Here is a 13,695-nt window from a genome sequence, read left to right on the forward strand (position 1 = left end):
AAGCTATTTTACTACACAATATTATATCATACAGCCGTACTTGTCATCTGACAAGCACGGCGTATTTATATGCTTATTTTCCGATTTTCACAATATCTTTTTGTTCCCGTTTTACGGTACCTTCGGCCGAAAGGGAAATCGCTTCACCCTCGGCAAGATTTGTAAAGACAATCGGTGTCATTAATGAAGGAACATGAGGTTTAACCGCTTCAAGATCAACTTCAAGCAGCTTTTGCCCCGGTTCAACCCGGTCACCCTCAGAAACAAAAGAAGTGAATCCTTCGCCTTTCAGACTGACTGTGTCGATTCCGAAATGAATCAGGATCTCTCTTCCGCCGTCAGACTGAAGGCCGATCGCATGTTTTGTCGGGAAAACATTCAGCACTTTTCCGCGGACAGGCGATACGACGATTCCTTCTTCAGGAAGAATCGCAAAACCGTCACCCATCATTTTTCCTGAGAACACCTGGTCAGGCACATCGGTAATCGGATGGATTTCGCCGGTGATCGGAGAAGCGAACACTTCTTCACCCTGCTCGTTTCGGAGCGGATCTGCGATAACCTCTTCAACCTGCTGGCTGACTTCTTCTTGCGCGGATACTTTCGGTTCAGGGCGCGGCGTGCGTCCGGCGATAATATCCTGCATCTGTGTTTTTAAACCGTCAGAACGCGGGCCGAAAATGGCCTGAATGTTGTTTCCGACTTCAAGAACGCCTGAGGCGCCAAGCTGTTTCAGACGGGCCTTATCCACTTTCTTCTGGTCGTTGACCGTAACGCGAAGTCTCGTGATACAAGCGTCAAGGTGCTTAATGTTTTCCTGATCACCCATTGCCTGCAGGATTTCATAAGGAAGGTCGCCGGCTTCGCCTGAGGCGCCCGCACCTTCATCCGCAGCCTCTTCTTCACGGCCCGGCGTTTTCAGATTGAACTTTCTGATCGCAAACCGGAAACCGAAGTAGTAAATGACGGCTAATCCTAAGCCGACCGGAATGACAAGCCACCAAGCCGTCCGGTTAGGCAGAATTCCGAACAGGAAGTAGTCAATCAGACCGCCTGAGAAGGTCATACCGATTTTTACATGCAGCAGCTGCATAACCATAAAGGAAAGTCCCGCGAATACGCAGTGAATCGCAAACAGGATAGGAGCCACAAACAAGAATGAGAATTCAAGCGGCTCGGTAATTCCCGTTAAGAAACTTGTCAGAGCGGCAGAACCCATGATTCCGGCTACAAGTTTTTTCTTTTCAGGCTTCGCTTCATGATAGATTGCAAGCGCTGCCGCCGGAAGACCGAACATCATAAACGGATATTTCCCCGTCATAAATGTTCCCGCCGTCAGCTGTACGCCGTCTTTGATCTGAGCCATGAAAATCCGCTGATCTCCGCGGATGATGTCTCCGGCCGCATCTTTATAGCTGAAAAATTCATACCAGAACGGCGAGTAGAAAATGTGATGAAGACCGAACGGAATCAATGACCGCTCAATCATCCCGAAAATAAAGGCCGCCAAGGTTGGATTCGCTTCCACAAGACCCGTGGAGAAGGAATTCAGACCGTGCTGGATCGGAGGCCAGATCACTAACATAATAAGACCGAGAATTAATGCGGAAATCGATGTGATAATCGGGACGAACCGCTTACCCGCAAAGAATCCGAGGTACTGCGGAAGTTCAATTTTATAAAACTTGTTGAACAATAACGCGGCCAGAACCCCGACGATAATACCGCCGAACACGCCCGTCGCCAAAGTGGGTATCCCCAGCATGTTAATATAGGCCGGATGGTTTTCCGCAAAAAACTTTGCCCGTTCAATTTTGTCAGACGGAATACTGCCGTTTGCCATAAGCACGGCGCTCATGGATACGTTCATGACCAAGTATCCGATAATAGCCGCGATTCCGGCAACACCGTCTCCGTTGGCTAGACCGATCGCAACCCCTACTGCAAAAAGAAGCGGCAGGTTGTCAAATACGATTTGGCCGGCGCTTTCCATGACATTCGCCACAAGCTGAACGTTATCATTGCTTAAGAAGTGCATGACTTGAATCATATCTTTGTTCTGCATGGCATTCCCTAACGCAAGCAAGATCCCCGCAGCCGGTAAAATCGCAACCGGAAGCATAAGAGCACGGCCGATTTTCTGGAGAACGCCGAATAATGCTTTAAACATAAAAGATGTACCTCCTCTGTTAGCTAGTGTGACCTTACAGCGAAAATTCATGACAACGAATTCACTGGCGCAAGTCTTCAGTTTAACCGTTTACATTTGCCCTTTTACACAACAAAAAAGGCATGAGTAAAAAGGGTGTGCAAAATAACGGGACCGTTCTTCCCGTTTTTTACCCTCAATCACTCATGCCTGATCGAATCAGTGACACGTTTTTAAGGTTTCAACTGAAATTATGAAATTTTATTGGTTAATCGGTACAAATGAAGCGTGAGATAAACCGCTTCCGCCTCATGAACTGGTTTTTTCAGTATTTGCTGCAAGATTTTTATCAGTTTCCAAGCAGTATTGTAGCATAGCGGGTATTCATTTTTCAATAATAACATTAACTTTTCTGGTTCTTTTGTCTGCTCTTCCCGATTAATCCTGTCTATGGTAAATCTGATATGCCGGATCAGCCGCAAATAGTGGACGCTTTCTTTATTCACTTTCATCTGGAAAGATTCCTCAATCACCTGAACGAGCCGGGACATCAGCTGTGAATGCTGATTGACCTCTGAAAGGGGCCGATTACTCAGGGCGGAGTGGATATGCAGAGCGATAAAGCCGATCTCCCCTTCCGGAAGGCAGATTCCCGTCTTTTCATTAATCATGCCGACGACTTCACGGGCAATTTGGAATTCTTCCGGATAAAGCGTTTCGGTTTCCATGAGAAACGGGTTTTTAATGTCAAAACCCTGCTGCAGCCGCTTTACCGCAAAGGCGATATGGTCAGTCAGCGCAATATGGATATGCTCATTTAACGGTTGGCTTGTCCGCTTCTTGATATGATAAATGACGTCATTGGAGATGTCGACAAGTGTCTCGTCCACATAACCGAGGAGCTTTTTAAATTGTTTTTGTTCTTTTTCATCCTTTAAGATGAACATCTTGTCATACCCTTTATCTTCAATGACATCCGCTTGTTTTTTTCCAAAGCCGATCCCTTTTCCGATTAAGACGACCTCACTGTATCTATCATGTGTTGCGATGAGCACATTGTTATTTAATACCTTTTCAACTGTAAAGGACCCCTTCATGATCCTCAGCTCCTTTGTCATTCAATACCTCATATCGTACAAAACGAACGGAAAGCGCGTCAATTCTTTTTTTAGACGGTTGATCGTTCAATAAGGCGGTAATCAAGAACTTTCCTTGCCGGAGGCCCGCCGCTGATCCTGTTCTCAAGCATGTGAAAAGCCTGCTTTCCCATTTCTTTTGTTTGTATATCTATTGTGGAAATACCTAACATCTTGCTGATATCATGATTGTCGATGCTCAAAATCGCAAGCTCTTCCGGGATGCGCGTCCCGTTTGCCTTGGCTTCAAGGTAAAGACCTGCGGATACTTGATCATTCGCCGCAAACAGCGCAGTCGGTTTGTCATCCCAGCTCTTCCATCTATGAAAAAGGGCTTTCCCGTCAAGCAGCGTCAGCGCCTTTTCCACAACCAGCTCTTCCCTGTAAGGCTGCCCGATCTTCTTGAGCGCCTCTTTGTATGCGGCAATGCGTACTTGACTGTTTTTTCCCTTTTTTCTGGCCAGGCTGATCGCTATTTTCCGGTGTCCCTTTTCTATCAGATAATCCAGACCGTGCCGAAATGCTTCCCGATGTGGATTACTGATGGAGGAAAGCCCCGCCGCATCAGTGTACTGGCAGAGGATGAGCGGTTCTTTCACGGTAAGCAGATGTTCATCAGGAATTGCTTTGGAGCAGATAATCAGGCCGTCCACTTGGCGCTCCTGTAATTGTGATAAGGCAAAACGTTCTTTTTGCTGCTGATAATCTGTCTGGTATAAAGAAAGATGCACGCCTGACGCTTCGGCAGCCTCGGCAATACCTGCAACAAGGTCTGCAAAATACGGCAGATTCACCGACGGAAGCACAACGCCGATCATATCGGAAAAACCTTTGGATAAATGTACAGCATGAATGTTGCGCGTATATCCGAGCGATTGCATCGCTTTTTTCACTCTTTCTCTTTTGTCCTTACTTACATAAGGATGATCGTTTAATACTCTTGATACCGTTGTAACGGAAACCCCGGCAGCGCCGGCAATGTCTCTGATCGTAGCCATGGCGTCCCCCTTTCTTTTTTCCCTTGATCTGGAATGCGTTTCATACAGTAAGCTAGAAACAGCCTATTCGTTTGAAAGGAGAAGAACAGCGATGGGGATTCTTTGCTTAATCGGTTTATGTCTCGCCATAGTCGGCGGCAGTTACCTTGCCATGCGGCCCCTGAATGAAAAGCATGACATCAAACCATTTCAGCATTTTGATGATTTTTTCATTTAAAAGGTGATAAAAAAGGACGCTGCGTTCCAGAACCGTCCTTTTTATCACAAAGCTTTCTATTTCAGAATCGTTAATTCTTTCGGATACTGCGTTAATGCTTCGGCGCCGTCTTTTGTGACGAACACATCGTCTTCAATGCGCACGCCGCCGACATCCGGCACGTAAATCCCCGGTTCTATCGTGTATACCATGCCTTCTTTGAGGAGTGTGTCGTTCGCGCTGCTCATTGATGGATATTCGTGAACCGAAATCCCGAGTCCGTGGCCGAGGCGGTGCGGGAAATAGTCTCCGTATCCGGCTTTTTCAATAATGCCGCGGGCTTTTAAATCGAGATCGCCGATTCTGACGCCGGGTTTGCTTAATTGAAGCGCCGCCTGTTCAGCTTTAAGCACCGTTTCGTAAATCTCTTCCTGTTTCTGGCTGATTGATTGGTATGCGAATGTTCTCGTAATGTCTGAACAGTAGCCGTCAAGAATAACGCCCAGATCAAACAGAACGAAATCGCCTTTTTTCAACCGGTCTGCACCCGGATTCCCATGGGGCTGGCCTGATTTTTCCCCGAACAGCACCATCGTTGAAAATGACATGCCCTGCACGCCTTTTTTCTTCAGCTCAAACTCAATCTGCGCGAGTACTTCGGTTTCACTCACACCCTCTTTGAGCGCCGCGACACCGACTTCAACTCCGTAATCCGCGAGCTTTGCCGCTTCCCTGAGAATTCTGATTTCCTTCTCATCTTTCACGAGACGGAATTGGTTGAGCGTTTCTTCTGCCGAAACAAATGCCGCGCCCCCTGAAGCTTGTTTGAGCTGTTCTGAGCGGGAAAGAGAGATCGAATCCTTTTCAACCGCGATGGAATCAAGCCGCACATTTCGTTTTGTGAGCTCGGCTTTGATCAGCTCCCACGGATCTTCGTGATCGCCGTAGCCGATAATACCATGCTCCCACCCGGCGCTGCGGGCTTGTCCGGCTTCCATTCCCGGACAAACGAAAAACGGCTCCTGTTCCTGAAACAGGAACAATCCCATTAACCGCTCATGCGGATCCGTGTAAAAATCAGTTAAATAAAATACGTTTTCCTTTGTATGTATAAACGCCGCATCATGTCCTTCTTTTTTCAGCCAAGATGAAACACGTTCTAATCTGTTCATTTTTTGCTTTTCCTCCTTACCAAAGTGACTCTTTATTCATTCTATCAGTTTTCCGGCGTTTATGCTGTGAACGAACATTTAAAAAACAGCCGCCCGATGTGCGGCTGTCATGTTTATTTTAATAATCTCAGTCCGTTCAGAATGACCAGAATCGTGCTCCCCTCATGCCCGATCACGCCAAACGGCAGTTCCATCACCTGCAGAAAGTTAGCGCAGATCAAAAGGCAGATGACCGAGAGCGAGAAAACAATATTCTGCTTTATAATCCGGTTCATTTTCCTTGAGAGTCTGCACATTTTCACAAGCTTGTGAAGATCATTTTTCATAAGGACTAAGTCAGCCGTTTCAAGGGCCACGTCCGTTCCCCCGCCCATCGCAATACCGACGTCAGCGGTTTTCAGAGCGGGCGCGTCATTAATGCCGTCCCCCACCATGGCGATTGTGCCGTACGTTTCTTTCAGCTTCTTCACTTCTTTTGCCTTTTGGTCCGGCAGACAATCGGCAACAACCGTCGTCATGCCCGCCTCTTTTGCAATGGCAGCCGCAGTTTCAGACTGATCGCCGGTGAGCATGGCTGTTTTAATGCCCAGTGATTCAAGCTCAGCCATCACGGCTTTGGCTTCAGGTCGGATTTGATCCTTTAAGGCAAAGCAGCCCGCAATCCGGTCATCTTTTTTAACAAAGACCAGTGTAAAACCTTTATCCTTTAATTCTTTTCCCGATGTTTGCAAAAAAGCATCTGCCGCATCTTCACCTGCAAACCCCGCTTTTCCGACCATCCATTTGACGCCTTCTATTTCAGCCTGAACACCGAATCCGGACGTCTCGTCAATCGATAGATGTCCTGCGGGCGCGGCGCCCCGGCTTTCGGCAAATTCAGCTATCGCTTTTGCAAGCGGGTGGCTTGATTGCTTTTCCATCGCATACACCGCCTGCATGATCTCATCTTCACTCACATGTTCGGCAGCTTGAAACGCCGCGACTGCCGGCTGTCCCTTTGTGACCGTGCCGGTTTTGTCAAAAGCGATCATCCGTACGCTTCCCAGCTGCTCTAAAAACACACTTCCTTTAACCAATAATCCGTTGCGGGCCCCATTTGAGATAAGGGAAAGCGCAGCGGGCATAATAGAAGCGACAAGCGCGCACGGGGAGGCGACCACCATAAACACCATCGCCCGGTAAAAGGTTTCACTCCAGCTCCAGCCTAAAGCGAAATGAGGAATGAATAAAAGCAAAGCCACGGCTAACAGCACGCCTTTGACATAGACACTTTCGAACCGCTCAATAAATGCCTGAGCCGGTGACACGCTGTTTTGGGCTGATTCCACCAGCCGGATGATTTTTCTGAATAAAGACTGTTCATTTGTTTTCGTCACACGAACCGTTAAGGAGCCGTTTCCATTTACCGTTCCTGTAAACACAGAATCTCCGGCTGTTTTTTCCGCCGGCATCGCTTCACCCGTAAGCGCCGATTCATCGAGGCTCGTCACGCCAGACTCAATGATCCCGTCTGCTGCTACGCGTTCGCCCGGCTTAATGACGATCATGTCACCGATCTTAAGTTCAGCAGCCGGCACCCGCTTTTCCCGTCCGTCCGCAAGCAGTGTCGCTTCCTCCGGCTCCAGTTTCATTAAAGATGTTAAATCACGGCTGCTTTTATTCATCGTATATGTTTCGAGCGCGCCGCTTAACGAAAAAATAAAGATAAGAACAGCGCCTTCAGCCCAATAACCGATCAGGGCGGAGCCGACAGCCGCAAAAATCATCAGCAGTTCCACATTTAACGCCTTCGTCTCAATGGTATCCTCAATTCCCTCTTTCGCTTTTGCAAATCCCCCGATCAGGAAGGCAAGGATATACAAAGTGACGGACAGGCCTTTTGTTTCGGTAAAAAACCAGGCCGCAAGAATAAGGACGCCGGATACGAGCGCCGCAATGAGTTCTGCATGCTGGAGCCACTTTTTTCCGGCCCGCTCTTCTTGTATGTGCTGTTGTGAATGGGTTTGTGTCATCACTTGTTCATTCATTATGAATCTCCTCTCTAATTGAGAACGCAAATCATCTTCAATTCCCCGATAAAAGCAAAACAGCCGCCTGACAGGCAGCATTTTCACAGTGTTATCGCAGTGTTTTCTTTATTATAGCATGCCGGCGGAAGATTTCAATTATAATTGTTTTAATTTCTTTTTGATAATAATTATCATTAGTGTTTCTTCAGCTGTTCATTATATGCAAAAAAGGTGCGGGAGGAATTCCTCCAGCACCTTTTTATTTCTCTGACCATTCTTTTAATTGTGAGGCGGTCATCGGACCGACGATCTTTTTTTCGATTTCTCCTTTTTCATTCAGCAGAAATGACGTGGGAATCGTCATGACATCGTATTCCTTCATAAGCTCGCCTTTCGTGTCAAGAACAATCGGGAAAGTGAGATGGTGCTGACTGACAAAGTTTTGAACGGTATTTTTGTTTCGCTCGGCATTCATCAAATTTACCGTTACAAGGCTTACATCATCGGACTGATGCTGTTCATAATACGTTTGGAACTGAGGCAGTTCTTTTTTGCACGGCGGACACCACGATGTCCAAAAATGCAAAATCGTTTTCTGCCCTTTATTCGGAATCGATATCTCGTCTCCTTCAATCGTCTTCATCAGAAACACGGCGGGAACTGCCTGTTTTTCTGATGAGGCTTTTGCTTCAGGCATCCAGACGGCGGCAGCTATCAAAAGGACTGCACATACAATTAGGCGGTTTTTATGCATATGATCTTCCTTTCACGCGTTTCGGATAGCTTGCCCTTCCTTATTGAAATGTATCAGCCTTTTCAGCTTTCGATCCGGGGCGCTGTTCTTCCGCCGCCCGTCAAAAACACGGAGACACCGAGGTCTTTGCAGATCGTCGCGTAATGTAAACTTGTCAGAAGAATCATGCCGGTATTCATGCCGAGTATAATGCCGAGCATTTGCAATTCCGGCATAGAACCGAGCACATACATCATCGAAAGCCCTACAATGCTGCTCCATACGTTATGATAAAACGCCGTTTTCACGTGGCCGATACCGATCAGACAGGCCTGAAGCGGCATCACAAACAGGTGAAAAAGAAAAAACGGCCACAAAAGCTGCAAATAATACTGCGCTTCCGGAGACTGAAAAAACAAATGGGTCAGCGGGCCCGCGAACTGAAACATGACCCAGACTGCCGGAATGCCGTAGCCGAATGTAATAAAAATCGCTTGTCTCAGCCGTTTCAGCACAATATCATATTGGGACAGCGCATACGCTTCTGAAATGCTGGGAATCATGACGACCATCAGCGAATGGGCGATAAACGCGGGAAACGAACCGATTGTCATCGCTACACCGGCAAGCATGCCGTATTGATCAATCGCGGCTGTCCCGGCTGCCCCGGACGCCAGCAGCGCTCCTTTCACTAAAAAGGGTTCAATGGCGTTTGTCACCGCATGAAATATACGAAGTCCCGTTGTCGGGATGGATACGGCCAGGAGGCGTTTCCGCACGTCTTTCCCGCGAAGATGAATGTGCTGATGGCCGGAAAGCGCCCTCCGCGCCAAAATAAACTGCGTATACAAGTAAACGAACACCACGACATCGCTTGCGACCAGCACAAATAATGAAATGAGCACGGCCATATCAATTTCAAAAGAATACCATTGAAAAAAGATAAACAGACAAAGCACTTGAATGATTTTTTTCATGACATTCGCAACCGCGATTTTTCCCATTTGCTGCACACCCATAAAATAACCTCTGGCGATGGATGTAAAAGCGACGACTGGAATCAGCCCGATGACAATCCCTTTAATAAACGGGTGATACGTATCGAATACAGGAATGAACGGCAGCGCGATGCTTGCGGCCGCGGTTGAAAACGCGGTAAAAACGGCGGTCATTCTGAAGGCATGCCGGAGCATGCTTTCATGCAGCTTCTGATTGGATTCCGCGATGAATTTTGAAATGGAGATCGGAAGCTCCAGACTGGCGATGACGATAATTAAAAAAATGGTGGGCAGAATGCTCATGTAAAGTCCCATCCCATGCTCGCCAAGCTCCCGCGCCAGTATCATATTCACGACAAATTCCAGACATTCCGCGAAAAAGGCGGCGATGGATAAAAGAATGATCCCTTTCACAAATCGATTCATGGTGTCTCTCCTTGTCTCTCGTTCTTCCATCATCATATGAGACAAGTTCTCAAAATATTTTCGATTTCTCAAAATTGAAAAAAGCATAGCCGGGATATTTTTGATCCCGCTATGCTTACATCGCAAATACGTGTCTGCCAATCCGTTCGATAATTTTCCGGGAACGGATCCAGTGGTCAGATGCCGTTTTCGGATTGTAGAAAAACAACGCGTCCGTTTCTCTGCCCGGATGGTCAAGCGCCTCATTTGCGGCGGCGATGGAATCCTTATCCGGCTTTTGATTAATACTTCCGTTTGCTACCGGTTCAAATGCATTCCTTTGATAGATCACGCCCCGAATGGTATCCGGGAAGCCGTTTTTTTCAGTGCGGTTCAGCACTACGCTGGCTACCGCAACCTTCCCTTTATAAGATTCACCTTTCGCTTCTGCGTGAACGAGACGTGACAGAAGTTGTCTGTCAGCGCGGGAATACGTTTTTTTCGGCGGCTGATAAGCCGTCTCTTCCGGTTCTGCTTTCTTCTCTTGGTGAGATGACAGCTTTATCGGTTGGATAGAATGCTTATGATCCGTTTTTGAAAGCTTCGGAACCGAGCTTTTTTTATTTAAATCAGCAACCAGTGTGCTGGGTTCTTGCTTTGGCTTCTTCGCAAAAGTAAACAGAGCTTCTGTATGTTCAATTTTTGATGCAGGCATAAAACATAGAAAAAAGACAGCCAAGGCAGCAAATTTTGTCGTCATACGATTTCCTCCTTAAATACTTCACTACCTTAACAAGAGCTGTGCGCAAATTCACGGTTAAAGATTTTCCAGTGCTCCCAATCAGCTTTTATGATGGAAGAAGTTCGTTAACAGCCTTGTTATTGGCAGGAAAACAGCCGTCATTTTCACAACATTAACCAAATAGCAGTAAAAGTATCCATCGGAGGGATTTTACATTTTGTTTACATCTGTTACAGCCAGATGAAATGAGAAACTAAGAAACAAAAAAAGACTCCTCAAGTGCGAGGAGCCGTCAGCTTCTTGGCTGTTCTAAATACTGGAAAACAACATCTCCGCCCTGCTGTGCAATACCGCGGAAATGCTTAAAATCTTCCTGCTTCGATAAAACTGCTCGAAATGCAAGAAAATGTTCTTTCTGCACCCTGAATTCTTTGACTTCCCCGGTGCGCATTTGGTTGATACATTCTGAAATTTCCTCAGGCAGCAACGAACACAGCCTCCTTTTCTCGGCTTTTTCCCGAAAATCAATATACCATCTTTCCCCCGCCGGGACAATGATTGAGCGGGCTGATACCCATATCGCTTTACTTCTTAAAGAAAATACTGCAAAATATTTTCAAACAGGATTTATGATAAAGGAGAGGAAGCTCGTGAAAATTGCTAAGGTTGGAAACGTCATTGAATTTAAAAACGGATTAACCGGTATTGTTGAAAAAGTAAATGAAAACTCCGTCATCGTTGATGTAACCATCATGGATAATTATCGTGACCTTGAATTAGATTCCCTCACTGTCGTCAACCATAAGAATTATAAAATCATCAGAGACTCCTATTAAACCCCCCGAACAATCCGAACCATTTACATATCCCGCACAAAAGCTGCCGCCCGGCAGCTTTTTCAAATGAATTCAGATCTCGGTCATTTCTACAAAAAAATCACCGGTCTCACCTTTATTGTAAAGATTTGTGACGGATGTATAGTAGTTGGTTATTTTACCGCGGAATTCAAGTCCACGCTCGGGCGCCTTGATGTCAAATGTTTTTTCATACAAAAGGACGGCAATATCATGATACGTTTCAGATGTCACCTTCAATACGAATGAAATCATGCGGCCGTTTTTGCCCGCACTTTCTTTACAATCATACATTTTCAGCCTTACACCGTTTAACTCTAACGGCTCCATAACGAACACTCCTTCTTTTTACAGGACATGCTATCATGCTGACCATTCCTTTACAATTGATCCGCTCCGAATGAGAAAAAACTGCGCAGGCCTTTACAAACGTATGTTCCCTATTTTATAATGAAACAGACGAGCTGCCATCCAGCACCCGTCACGTATTGAAGCGGCGAGTACACTCCCCCCGGGTTTACTCGTCTTTTTCTTTTCTCTTTTCCTTATAGAAGTTCTGTGCAAATATCATGCACCTTTTTGGCGGCGCGGCACAGACGAAAAATACCCCCGCTTAAAAGGCGGGGGTATTTGGTTATATCCCAAGACCGTACCCCGTCTGAAAATTAACGGTTGTCAATCGTCTCCGGATACATATCATGATTCATCATCCGATGTTCGGCCATTTTTTCATATTTTGTTCCCGGTCTGCCGTAGTTTGTATACGGGTCAATGGAGATTCCGCCTCTAGGCGTGAATTTGCCCCATACTTCAATGTAGCGGGGGTCCATTAATTCGATCAAGTCATTCATGATGATGTTCATGCAGTCCTCGTGGAAGAAAAGGCAGGTCAAAGTCTTGTCCCATAAGTACTTGCTCTAGACATTAATCATGAAGTCACACCAATTTCACACCTTACCAAGGGGACTATTTGTAATCTCTGCACAGTGAAATTATACCTGTGCTAGCCCGCCATCTACGAACAATTCAACACCCGTCAAGTAACTGCTTTCGTCTGAAGCAAGGAAAGATACAGCGTTTGCTACTTCTTCAGGTGTCCCAACTTTTCCAGCTGGAACAGTATTTCTGGTATTTTCCATTGCTCCTTCAAGTGCATCACCAAAAAGCTCATCGTATGCAGGTGTAAGAATAGCTCCTGGACTAACCACATTTACACGGATTTCAGTACCTTTTAGGTCAAGAATCCAGTTGCGAACCAGTGCTCTTAATGCTGCTTTAGATGCTCCATATACACTAAACGCTGGGTTGCCAATTGATCCAGCAGTAGAGCCCGTTACAATAATAGAACCTACTTTGTCCGGGAATAGTGATAACGCTTTTTGAACAGTAAAGATGGTTCCTTTAACGTTAATGTCGAACGTTCTATCAACCTGCTCTTCAGTAATTTCACCTAATGAAAGGAAGTTGCCGGTGCCTGCATTAGCAAAAAGAATGTCCAACTTACCTTTTTCCTGCTTTATCATGTCATATAGTTTATCTAAGTCTTCAAGCTTAGAAATATCACCTTGAACACCGGTTACGTTCTTGCCAATTTGGTTAACAGCTTTATCAAGTTCGTTTTGTCTACGTCCCGTGATATAAACATATGCACCTTCGTTTACAAATTTTTGTGCTGTAGCAAGACCAATCCCACTTGTTCCACCCGTTACAAGCGCTATTTTACCTTCAAATTTACCCATACTTAACACTCCTTTAGAATTGATTTTATTTTATGTCTAGTACCTTTAAGTACTTGAAGAACAACTTACAAGATATAGTATCCTTCAGTAAGCACATTATCGGAAGTACCCACTTTTTTGTGATATAGTAACTAAAAAGTAATAAATGTGGAATGGAGAGCTTTAGACATGAAAAAATTTAGCTGTGGGTTTGAAGTGACAAAGGAAGTTATTGGCGGAAAATGGAAAGGCCTTGTATTATACTTTTTAATGAATGGACCAAAGAGAACGAGTGAATTAAAGCGCATGATCCCAAATATAACTCAGAAAATGCTGATTCAAACACTTAGAGAGCTTGAAGCCAGTGGACTTGTGAGCAGAAAGATGTATAATCAAGTACCGCCGAAGGTTGAATATTCATCCACTGAACTTGGAGAATCTCTTAAACCTATCTTGCAGGAGCTCTGTCAATGGGGAAGCCATTATGCGGAGCAAAAGTATGCAGAAGGTGAATATGAAATTGTACAACCAGAACAACTAAAGTTAGGATTGATGTAGCTGCTGAAGTAAATGCTAAACAACTTC

At 45.7% G+C, this 13,695-nt stretch carries 14 protein-coding genes and 1 pseudogene; 3 read left to right on the forward strand and 12 right to left on the reverse strand.

Translation table 11 applies throughout. The annotated features are described in order from the left end of the window. Window positions 1–73: 73 nt before the first annotated feature. From ptsG to ABK447_RS13625, 3 genes are all read right to left on the reverse strand, one after another. Complete coding sequence (ptsG, locus tag ABK447_RS13615) at window positions 74–2,170, reverse strand: glucose-specific PTS transporter subunit IIBC (RefSeq protein WP_007409599.1); 2,097 nt, start codon at window positions 2,168–2,170, stop codon at window positions 74–76. Window positions 2,171–2,400: 230 nt separating this feature from the next. Further along, a complete protein-coding gene (glcT, locus tag ABK447_RS13620) occupies window positions 2,401–3,267 on the reverse strand; it encodes a glucose PTS transporter transcription antiterminator GlcT (RefSeq protein WP_094031680.1) in 867 nt (288 codons plus the stop codon). A 50-nt stretch (window positions 3,268–3,317) separates the two neighbouring features. Further along, window positions 3,318–4,283 carry a LacI family DNA-binding transcriptional regulator gene (locus ABK447_RS13625; protein ID WP_015417354.1) on the reverse strand — a complete coding sequence of 322 codons (966 nt, stop codon included), beginning with the start codon at window positions 4,281–4,283 and terminating at the stop codon, window positions 3,318–3,320. Between the two features lie 91 nt (window positions 4,284–4,374). On the opposite strand from ABK447_RS13625, the gene ABK447_RS13630 reads away from it, so the two are divergent. Beyond that, on the forward strand, window positions 4,375–4,500 hold the full coding sequence (locus ABK447_RS13630; protein WP_014721086.1) for a hypothetical protein: 126 nt from the start codon (window positions 4,375–4,377) through the stop codon (window positions 4,498–4,500). Window positions 4,501–4,556: 56 nt separating this feature from the next. Here ABK447_RS13630 and ABK447_RS13635 read toward each other — a convergent pair whose 3' ends face one another. The 6 genes from ABK447_RS13635 to ABK447_RS13660 form a co-directional block, all read right to left on the reverse strand. Then, on the reverse strand, window positions 4,557–5,651 hold the full coding sequence (locus ABK447_RS13635) for a Xaa-Pro peptidase family protein (RefSeq protein WP_191974047.1): 1,095 nt from the start codon (window positions 5,649–5,651) through the stop codon (window positions 4,557–4,559). Between the two features lie 113 nt (window positions 5,652–5,764). Beyond that, window positions 5,765–7,678, reverse strand: a complete 1,914-nt coding sequence (locus ABK447_RS13640) for a heavy metal translocating P-type ATPase (RefSeq protein ID WP_007409595.1) — start codon at window positions 7,676–7,678, stop codon at window positions 5,765–5,767. 241 nt (window positions 7,679–7,919) lie between these two features. Next, complete coding sequence (gene stoA, locus ABK447_RS13645) at window positions 7,920–8,414, reverse strand: endospore biogenesis thiol-disulfide oxidoreductase StoA (protein WP_007409594.1); 495 nt, start codon at window positions 8,412–8,414, stop codon at window positions 7,920–7,922. A gap of 62 nt (window positions 8,415–8,476) precedes the next feature. Next, complete coding sequence (locus ABK447_RS13650; protein ID WP_007409593.1) at window positions 8,477–9,817, reverse strand: polysaccharide biosynthesis protein; 1,341 nt, start codon at window positions 9,815–9,817, stop codon at window positions 8,477–8,479. A gap of 115 nt (window positions 9,818–9,932) precedes the next feature. Further along, complete coding sequence (locus tag ABK447_RS13655; RefSeq protein WP_025284651.1) at window positions 9,933–10,556, reverse strand: cell wall hydrolase; 624 nt, start codon at window positions 10,554–10,556, stop codon at window positions 9,933–9,935. Window positions 10,557–10,830: 274 nt separating this feature from the next. Continuing rightward, a complete protein-coding gene (locus ABK447_RS13660; protein WP_059367104.1) occupies window positions 10,831–11,025 on the reverse strand; it encodes a hypothetical protein in 195 nt (64 codons plus the stop codon). Window positions 11,026–11,188: 163 nt separating this feature from the next. Between ABK447_RS13660 and ABK447_RS13665 the strand changes: the two genes are divergently transcribed. Beyond that, window positions 11,189–11,374: a YkvS family protein gene (locus ABK447_RS13665; protein ID WP_003154669.1), complete on the forward strand. Its 186-nt coding sequence runs from the start codon at window positions 11,189–11,191 to the stop codon at window positions 11,372–11,374. A gap of 72 nt (window positions 11,375–11,446) precedes the next feature. Here ABK447_RS13665 and ABK447_RS13670 read toward each other — a convergent pair whose 3' ends face one another. The 3 genes and pseudogenes from ABK447_RS13670 to ABK447_RS13680 all read right to left on the reverse strand — a co-directional run bounded on the left by ABK447_RS13670 (window position 11,447) and on the right by ABK447_RS13680 (window position 13,131). Further along, window positions 11,447–11,722 (reverse strand): DUF3219 family protein, encoded by a 276-nt coding sequence (locus tag ABK447_RS13670; protein WP_059367106.1) that lies wholly within the window; start codon window positions 11,720–11,722, stop codon window positions 11,447–11,449. Between the two features lie 335 nt (window positions 11,723–12,057). After that, window positions 12,058–12,270: pseudogene (locus tag ABK447_RS13675) on the reverse strand (7-cyano-7-deazaguanine reductase); the annotation flags it as partial. A 114-nt stretch (window positions 12,271–12,384) separates the two neighbouring features. Beyond that, on the reverse strand, window positions 12,385–13,131 hold the full coding sequence (locus ABK447_RS13680) for an SDR family NAD(P)-dependent oxidoreductase (protein ID WP_007410450.1): 747 nt from the start codon (window positions 13,129–13,131) through the stop codon (window positions 12,385–12,387). 168 nt (window positions 13,132–13,299) lie between these two features. Here ABK447_RS13680 and ABK447_RS13685 point away from each other — a divergent pair, with 168 nt between their 5' ends. Further along, window positions 13,300–13,668: a winged helix-turn-helix transcriptional regulator gene (locus tag ABK447_RS13685; RefSeq protein ID WP_007410449.1), complete on the forward strand. Its 369-nt coding sequence runs from the start codon at window positions 13,300–13,302 to the stop codon at window positions 13,666–13,668. The last annotated feature ends 27 nt before the right edge of the window (window positions 13,669–13,695 follow it).

The sequence above is a fragment of the Bacillus sp. hwrm1 genome (assembly GCF_040207805.1).
Lineage (GTDB): Bacteria > Bacillota > Bacilli > Bacillales > Bacillaceae > Bacillus > Bacillus velezensis.

Coding starts and splice junctions, on each gene's coding strand:
- ptsG (WP_007409599.1), bottom strand. CDS start 2,170: ATGTTTAAAGCATTATTCGGCGTTCTCCAGAAAATCGGCCGTGCTCTT.
- glcT (WP_094031680.1), bottom strand. CDS start 3,267: ATGACAAAGGAGCTGAGGATCATGAAGGGGTCCTTTACAGTTGAAAAG.
- ABK447_RS13625 (WP_015417354.1), bottom strand. CDS start 4,283: ATGGCTACGATCAGAGACATTGCCGGCGCTGCCGGGGTTTCCGTTACA.
- ABK447_RS13630 (WP_014721086.1), top strand. CDS start 4,375: ATGGGGATTCTTTGCTTAATCGGTTTATGTCTCGCCATAGTCGGCGGC.
- ABK447_RS13635 (WP_191974047.1), bottom strand. CDS start 5,651: ATGAACAGATTAGAACGTGTTTCATCTTGGCTGAAAAAAGAAGGACAT.
- ABK447_RS13640 (WP_007409595.1), bottom strand. CDS start 7,678: ATGAATGAACAAGTGATGACACAAACCCATTCACAACAGCACATACAA.
- stoA (WP_007409594.1), bottom strand. CDS start 8,414: ATGCATAAAAACCGCCTAATTGTATGTGCAGTCCTTTTGATAGCTGCC.
- ABK447_RS13650 (WP_007409593.1), bottom strand. CDS start 9,817: ATGAATCGATTTGTGAAAGGGATCATTCTTTTATCCATCGCCGCCTTT.
- ABK447_RS13655 (WP_025284651.1), bottom strand. CDS start 10,556: ATGACGACAAAATTTGCTGCCTTGGCTGTCTTTTTTCTATGTTTTATG.
- ABK447_RS13670 (WP_059367106.1), bottom strand. CDS start 11,722: ATGGAGCCGTTAGAGTTAAACGGTGTAAGGCTGAAAATGTATGATTGT.
- ABK447_RS13680 (WP_007410450.1), bottom strand. CDS start 13,131: ATGGGTAAATTTGAAGGTAAAATAGCGCTTGTAACGGGTGGAACAAGT.
- ABK447_RS13685 (WP_007410449.1), top strand. CDS start 13,300: ATGAAAAAATTTAGCTGTGGGTTTGAAGTGACAAAGGAAGTTATTGGC.